Source organism: Bacteroides sp. OF03-11BH (assembly GCF_003604005.1).
Classification (GTDB): Bacteria; Bacteroidota; Bacteroidia; order Bacteroidales; family Bacteroidaceae; genus Bacteroides; species Bacteroides ovatus.
In genome coordinates this window covers 1-6,272 of sequence record NZ_QTMW01000089.1, presented here as the reverse complement: position 1 = coordinate 6,272, position 6,272 = coordinate 1, and the positions used below count along the sequence as shown (strand labels likewise).

At 42.5% G+C, this 6,272-nt stretch carries 7 protein-coding genes and 1 pseudogene; 4 read left to right on the top strand and 4 right to left on the bottom strand.

The features are described 5' to 3' along the window. Positions 1-144 precede the first annotated feature (144 nt). A complete protein-coding gene (locus DXA54_RS27315; RefSeq protein WP_120081162.1) occupies positions 145-672 on the top strand; it encodes a hypothetical protein in 528 nt (175 codons plus the stop codon). A gap of 27 nt (positions 673-699) precedes the next feature. On the opposite strand, the gene DXA54_RS27310 is transcribed toward DXA54_RS27315, so the two are convergent. The 3 genes from DXA54_RS27310 to btgA form a co-directional block, all read right to left on the bottom strand. Further along, positions 700-1,491 (bottom strand): phosphatase PAP2 family protein, encoded by a 792-nt coding sequence (locus tag DXA54_RS27310; RefSeq protein ID WP_229095821.1) that lies wholly within the window; start codon positions 1,489-1,491, stop codon positions 700-702. Positions 1,492-2,146: 655 nt separating this feature from the next. Then, complete coding sequence (gene btgB / locus DXA54_RS27305; RefSeq protein ID WP_120081159.1) at positions 2,147-3,025, bottom strand: mobilization protein BtgB; 879 nt, start codon at positions 3,023-3,025, stop codon at positions 2,147-2,149. After that, positions 3,022-3,627, bottom strand: a complete 606-nt coding sequence (gene btgA, locus DXA54_RS27300; RefSeq protein ID WP_008669301.1) for a mobilization protein BtgA — start codon at positions 3,625-3,627, stop codon at positions 3,022-3,024. Before btgA ends, btgB begins: the two co-directional genes overlap by 4 nt. Positions 3,628-4,018: 391 nt before the next feature. Here btgA and DXA54_RS27295 point away from each other — a divergent pair, with 391 nt between their 5' ends. After that, positions 4,019-4,366: a type II toxin-antitoxin system RelE/ParE family toxin gene (locus DXA54_RS27295; RefSeq protein ID WP_008669299.1), complete on the top strand. Its 348-nt coding sequence runs from the start codon at positions 4,019-4,021 to the stop codon at positions 4,364-4,366. 5 nt (positions 4,367-4,371) lie between these two features. Further along, positions 4,372-4,686, top strand: a complete 315-nt coding sequence (locus DXA54_RS27290) for a helix-turn-helix domain-containing protein (protein WP_007851388.1) — start codon at positions 4,372-4,374, stop codon at positions 4,684-4,686. A 324-nt stretch (positions 4,687-5,010) separates the two neighbouring features. On the opposite strand, the pseudogene DXA54_RS28850 reads toward DXA54_RS27290, so the two are convergent. After that, a pseudogene (locus tag DXA54_RS28850) lies at positions 5,011-5,070 on the bottom strand (four-helix bundle copper-binding protein); the annotation flags it as partial. 91 nt (positions 5,071-5,161) lie between these two features. On the opposite strand from DXA54_RS28850, the gene DXA54_RS27275 reads away from it, so the two are divergent. Then, on the top strand, positions 5,162-6,139 hold the full coding sequence (locus DXA54_RS27275; protein WP_008669318.1) for a replication initiation protein: 978 nt from the start codon (positions 5,162-5,164) through the stop codon (positions 6,137-6,139). The last annotated feature ends 133 nt before the right edge of the window (positions 6,140-6,272 follow it).

The window sequence follows — 6,272 nt, the reverse complement described above, 5'->3', positions numbered from 1 at the left end:
GGGGGGGGTGTTTACCATGACTTCCAGCTAATAGCAAGGTGATTTATTTTGCTATAATCGCAATAAATTGCAATAATATCTGTGATAAATTGCTATAATAATACTTATAACTACCTTTGCAACAGAATATAGCATTTTACAGCAATGGAGAAAGGACAGGAAAGCAAGCAAAAGAGGAAAACACCGCTTACCACCATAGCGATAAGCCAAGAGTACGCCAAAAAATTAGACGAGTATTTAAACGGTACGGGTATAACTCGCAAAGAATTTGTCGAGTTGTCCGTTGATTATTTCCAAAGAACCGGGTTCGACCTCCGGGGTGAAGCTTTTGACCTCTCCCCATTAGAAAAGGTTGCCGGGCGGCTGGAACAATCCGCAAAGATCATGGAACGACACAACGAGGGGACGGAAGCGGTGCACCTGCTTCTCCAAGCTGTCCGGGAACAGACCGCCAAGCAACTCCCAGCGCCGGAACTGATCGCCCATGCTGCCGAAGAAAAAGCAAAGGCAGAAGCCAAAAGCGAAGAACAAGAAAGGGAGATTGCCCGGCTGCGCTCCGAAAACTCCGCTTTGCTGGAATACAAGGAAAAGGCGCACCGGGAACTGTGCCGGGTGCGTGACGAGCAAAAGACTTTCGGAAAAATACATGTAAACACTGAATTAGATGTATAAAACTAATAAACATTACTTTGTCTATCCCTAAAAACAAATACACATGTTCAAACCAACTTCTTTTGCGGAATAATAAGGCAAGGTCACTATCGCCACATGCTCTTTGTAACATTCGGATTTCTTAAATATCTTAGGATACAACCAATAAGCCAGTTTCGTGCTCAAAACACCAATACAAGCCCCTGCTACCACATCATTGAGGTAATGCCTGTCATTGTATATTCTCAAGTATCCCGTAATTGCTGCTATCGCATACCCTGCATAACCAATCCATGGCGACACATCCCTATATTCCCGGTAAAGAAATTCAGCTCCCATAAATGCCGTAGCAGTATGACCGGATGGAAAAGAATTTCGAGTATTACTATCCGGTCTTTTCTCTTTAAACGAATATTTCATCGTATTGACAATCATTCCCATAGTTGCATAAGACATTGCCAAAATTATTGTCCTGCCTTTAAAGCTATGCTTCCCTTTCACACCTGCAAGGTTTAACCCATAAACTGCGACCATTGGCGAATATTGCATATAATCATCAAACTTGATTTTATTTCTTCCTTTGGCAGAAAGGAGATCCTGCACATTCTCCCTCTGTTCTGTAAACCAGCCATCACAGACAAACAAAGCTGCTGTACCTATCCCCATGACAGGAACTAACACCTCTTTAAATTTCAATTGATACACTTCATCTAAAACAGGTTTCGGTAATTCCTTATACAAACTATCCTTCACTCCATTTTGCGCCCATATATGGGTAAAAGAAAACATGAAAATCCCTATCGCCAATAAAGATTCTCTCGTAAAAAAATATTTTTTCATCTACGCTTTTGTTGTGCGAACTATAATTCGATACGGGCACAACAAACAAATACCCCAAAGCGTAAAAAAAAGAAGCGTGGGCTTCCTTATCAACACTCTGAGGTATTTGGCGTAACCCGTATAGACGATAAGTTCCACCCACGCATAGCGCAGGCGTTCACAGAACTTATTCGTGTCTATACATCATCTAATCGCCAAATTTTCAGAGTATACCGAATAATAGTAAACGCTATTAATTATATGTTTATGTTATATCTTTAGTATTTCATGCTTTTACCATTGCCTTAATCTTTTAAATAAATACTTAATCCAATTTTGAGGCTGCAAAGATAGCGAAATATATTGAATATTAATATTTTGCCAGTCCTTCCATTTTCATAAACCCATATTTTTGCTATTATACTAAATCAAGAAGTACAGAGCGAATACTTAATACAACGGTAACAGAATGACAAAACGGACACCCCACCAAAGAGCAACATTTTTTTCTTTTTTCCTAAACACCTGCCAGCGAAGCACAGAGTATTTGTCAAGGGCGAAGGGTAAAAAATACCGCACGAGCGAAGCGAGCACAGGAGATTTTTTACCCGGAGAGTGAAACGTCCCTTGACAAATGCGGCGTGCGTAGCTACCTTTGTGCCGGAAAATAGAAAAATTACCAACTGCCCATGCCAAAACCTCTGCTCTTTTTGGGCTTCTGCCGGAGTTCCAAATCTTCCTCCTGCTGCTTCTTGGGAGTGGGCTGCTCGATGTCGGGTGTTTTCTCCACCTGTCGGATTTTTGACTTCTCCGGCTCCTGCCGGGTTTGAAGCTCCGTTTTGAGATTGTCCCATTTCTCCTTTCTGATGCGCTGCGCACGCTCCACCTGTCGGGCAATTTCTGCCGGGTTGCCGTTCTTGACGGCGTTAAGGTAGTCGAAACTTTCCTCCGGCTCCCGGTCAAACCCCATTCGCCGATCAAAAGAGCTTTCACACTTCCGGAAAAAATCCGTCCGGTCAAAACTTCCCTTCACGTTGCCGCAGTTCTTCTTTCCGGTGTGGTTCGTTTTAGGGCTTAACTTCCTGGTGTTGCTCCGGTCTTTCCGGCTGACGATGATATGTGCGTGCATATCACTGTCACTGTCACCGTCCCGGTTGAAGTGGATCTTTGCGTAATATTCCACATCATCGCTTCTCAAGCCTTTTCCGAAGCCCTCCGCATAGTTTCTCATCACATCCTGTCGTATGTACCGCCGTAAGGCTTCCGCACGCTCCTGCGGAGTTCCGCCCATGCAGCGCAGCTCCTTCTCTGAAGGGCTGACAGTGATAACATAGAACTTTGCGTCAGTCCGGCTTAACTTAGCCTTGTTGTTGTCTATCTTGAATGTGACCTCCCTTGCGCTCACGTAGTCCCGGAACTGGTTGAAGAATGGCTGCACCTCCTCCCCTTTCTTCATCCTCTCCAAATCCTCATGCTGGAGATAGTTCGTCACCGCAACACAACTGCCTGTATTGGCATATGTGCCGTTACCGCTTCCCTGTATCTTCACGTTCATATCTTTTCCCTTTTGTTCTTCTCGTTCTTGTACAAGGCTTTTATATCATCGAAAAGCCCGGCTTTTCCTTTCGCATCGATATAGCTTGCGATATAGGAGAAGATCTTCTCCTGCCTTTGCGTCACAGCGTCCAGCCTTGCATAAATGGCTTGTTGGTTCTTCAGAAGCATATCCCTCGACTGACCGACTGCCTTTTCCGCCCGGTCCAAAGCCTGCTCCCTTATCCCGGCAAGGCTTGCAAGGTCACGCATGAATAGGTCATTGTCTTTTTGGTATTGGCTGAACTTTTTTTCCGTAAGTATCGAGTCCATGCTCATGGTCACCCTCATACTTGTACTGCCCATGGCTTCACAAGCCGGACGCAAGAAATCCTGCTCCTGCTTCCGGATGAACGCTATCACCTGATCACAGCGTTTGATAAGTTTCTGCATTTCCTTTGCCGGACTCTCATGCTCAACCGGGTTGATGCCATACTTCTCGAAGTACTCCAGCGCACAGGAAAGGAACTCTTTCTTTGATACATTATTGGACTTTGCCAGCCTATCAAGCCGGGCAAACGTTTTTCGGTCAATGGTGACAGAAGTGGTGGTTTCCTTATCCATACAATTGCGGTTTTAATTGCTGTTTATATTATTAAATCTCTGATTTCCAAAGGTATGATTTTAACCACAATTTCAAACTAATTGCGGTTAAAAAACTTAAACGGCTGATATTCAGCCGTAACCCCGTAGGGCAAGAGGAAAAACAGGGTAAAGCCCGGTTTCCTCTTGCTGTTCTTTCGACTGCCGAGCAATCGACGAACACCCTCCCCTGCGGTACGGCGAAAGCTCGTACAAGGGGGACGGGGAGAAGTCGGAGCGAGGCACAAAGAAAGAACCTATTCCACAAACAAAAAAACACATCAAAACGGCACAACAGGCTGCATAAAATATCAATATTTTGTTTCGCTATATGGAAACAAAATATTATCTTTGCAACACTAAAAAACTTTATATGGAAGCAAAATCAAGATTCAAGGTCAAATTATCCAACGAAGCCCAAGAGTTTTTAGACGGATTGCCCAACAAGGTACGTGAGAAGATCATTAGCAATATTCGTAAATCCACCTTTGTACTTGATCCAGATTTATTCAAGAAATTGGATGATACGGATATTTGGGAATTCAGAACGTTCTATAACAAAACCAAGTACAGGCTTCTTGCTTTTTGGGATAAGGACGATAAGATAAACACTCTGGTAATCGCAACACATGGGTTTATCAAGAAAACCCAAAAGACACCTCCCAAAGAAATAGCCAAAGCCGAAGAGATTAGAAAAGATTATTTTAATTCAAAAAGATAAAGCGTATGGAAGCAAAGAAATTTTATACACTCGAAGAAATCGAGGATAAATACATCGGAGAAAAAGGTACTCCCAAACGTGATGCCTACGAAGAAGAACTTAACTCTTTTTTGATAGGTGAAGCCATTAAACAAGCTCGCCAATCAAAGAACTTAACCCAAGAGGAATTAGGTAATCTGATAGGAGTGCAACGGGCTCAAATCTCCCGAATTGAAAACGGTAAGAATTTAACCTTTTCCACCATTGCAAGAGTTTTTAAGGCTATGGGGATAAGTGCTAAACTTGAAATCGGAAGCATGGGTAAAGTTGCGTTATGGTAACTAACTATACAACAAAAAGTTACATTAAATCCGGGATGCGTTTTCGCTCCCGGAAACTTCTCGTTTTATACATTAAAAGTCATATTTATACAAAATTTAACACGCCAAAAAATCTTCCTAATCCGTTGCACTTGGCTTTACTTGTTTCCACTCTCTCCCATTCTCCGGAAATTCGTCGTATCAAAAAACACGCTGAAAAGTGGAGCGAAGCGACCTCTATAAACCAAAAAAGAAACACTCCATTGCTTTACGGTAATTTTTAGTTTCTTTTTAGTTACTTTTACGGCATAGCATAACACATTGTGCTGTAATATCTTACAAAGGTCATCTACGACAAATTTCCGAGCATCTACGACAAATTTCCGAGCATCTACGACAAATTTCCGAAAAAAACGGTTATCTACGACAAATATTCTACGCCATATATTTGTTTTTGTCGTAGATAAATATTTCCTTTGCGAAAAGCATTAAAGTCATGGAGAAGAAAGACAAGAAACAGAGGGATATAGTCCTGTCGCAAGACAATGCGCTGACTACCGCACGCTACAAGTTCGACCTTATCGAAAAACGTGCCCTATACTCCATTATACGAAATATCCGGGCGCAATACATCGAGAACGAGAACGGCAGACGGGACTTATTCGATGATCTGATTATCACCATACACGAGGAAGAACTAAAGAAATGCGGTGACAATACCAAGATGCAAAACATCTACGATGCGCTAAAACGGCTTAGAAATCGCGATATAGAGATTAACAACGAAAAAATGTGGCTAAGTATCGGTTTTGTCAATTACGTCAAGCATATCAAAAATAAATCGTATTTTGAGGTGCAAGTTTCCAAAGAGGTACTACCCTATTACGTGGAACTCGCCCAAAACTTCACGAGTTACTCCATGACGGTAGCAATCGCACTCAAAAGCACATTCTCGCAAAGGTTTTACGAACTGTGCTGCCAATACCGAAACGCCGGGTTCTTTTTCTACACAGTCGAAAAGCTTCGGGAAATGTTCATGTTGGAAAAGAAATACAAACGGGGATGCGATTTCAAAAGGCGTGTACTTGACGATCCGCAAAAGGAACTCCGGGAGTTGTACAATGCCGGACAATGCGATTTATACTTCGAGTTCGAGCCAAAGAGCTACAAAGGCAAGGAAGTTACCGAATACAAATTCTACGTTTACACAAGGCAAACCGAACAACAAAAGCTATTGGAATACGAAAGCGCAAAACAGGCGATCATCTACATAACAACCACTATTTCGAGGTTCTCTAAAAGTGACAAAGGATATGTTAAGCGTGTAGTGAACGCCGTACAGTTACACCCGGAAATAGCCGTACAGGTGGCACAAAAGATACAAAAGAAGTTTGAGCAATATATAGACAAGCCAGCCAAACAGATAGGGGCTATCATCCGGGTTTGCTTAATGGAAGATTTTGGTATAGAATAAAAAACATACAAGTATGAAAACAGGTGATAAAGTTATCGTACCAGCCGAAATAAACGGCTATGGCAGAGATTTACGGGCAATAGTTACAGAGATAGAGAAGTTCGCCGGGGCAATATTCGTAACAGTGATATTC